Source organism: Dietzia sp. B44 (assembly GCF_014145245.1).
In the GTDB taxonomy this organism is placed as follows: Bacteria; Actinomycetota; Actinomycetes; order Mycobacteriales; family Mycobacteriaceae; genus Dietzia; species Dietzia natronolimnaea.
Genome location: NZ_JAALEF010000459.1, coordinates 6,792 through 7,611, shown reverse-complemented (window position 1 = coordinate 7,611; position 820 = coordinate 6,792). Strand labels below are relative to the sequence as shown.

At 73.4% G+C, this 820-nt stretch carries 1 protein-coding gene and 1 pseudogene; one reads left to right on the top strand and one right to left on the bottom strand.

The window, feature by feature from the left end; translation table 11 throughout:
• Positions 1-364, top strand: a 364-nt coding sequence (locus tag G6017_RS14160) for a DUF732 domain-containing protein (protein WP_182617937.1), incomplete at its 5' end; no start/stop codon positions are given.
• A gap of 18 nt (positions 365-382) precedes the next feature.
• On the opposite strand, the pseudogene G6017_RS16955 reads toward G6017_RS14160, so the two are convergent.
• Positions 383-820: pseudogene (locus G6017_RS16955) on the bottom strand (patatin-like phospholipase family protein); the annotation flags it as partial.

The following is an 820-nucleotide window of genomic DNA, read 5'->3' as shown; positions in this document are numbered from 1 at the left end:
CGCCGAGGCCACCTCCGCGGTCGGGGACGCCACCGACGGCGACGGGCCGACGACCGGCGAGCAGCCGGCCCCGGACGGGGACGGCGGCGACGACCGGTCTCCCGAGGAGCAGTTCCTCAGCGAGATCAGGACCGTCGGCGTGGACGCCGAGGACGAACAGGGTTATCTCACCCGGGGGCGCGACGCCTGTGCGTCACTCGACGGCGACATGGGCTACGTCGACGTGGTCCGGCAGTACAACGACGCCCACGCCGATGCGCCGGTGACCGAGGCCCCGGTGGTGGTGGCGGCCGCGGTCAGGGCGTTCTGTCCCCAGCACCTGCCGCAGGTCGGCCAGGACGAGGGCGGAAACCAGGGCGGCTGAAGCCGAGAGGGGCCCGTCTCACAAGCCCTCCCTGTCCAACGCCTCCGCGGTGAGCCGACGGCCGAGTTCGATCATCTCCTCCGCGCGGTGGAAATCGAAGGCCGAACACGAGTCGGACGGCACCTCCACGAGGACGTCGGGGCGGTTCCCCGCCATCCGGTAGCCGGTGAGGATGCTCTGCATGGCCTCGATCGACTGGGAGACCACGTCGAAGATCCGCAGCGTGCCCGGGAGGGACTCGAGGCTCCGATCGTCCGCCTGGGCGTCGGCCCGGACCTCGCGTTCGCCCTCCTCGACCGCCTCCTCGACCTCCGGTGACGGCTGCGCCGACCCTCTCGGGGTGGCGTCGTCCCCGGTCCGGGAATCGCCCCCGGCGCCCCGCCCGGTCGGGTCGATCCCGGGTGCGTCCAGCCCGGCGGTGTCAGGACCGGCGGTGTCCGGACCGGCCGCGTCCGC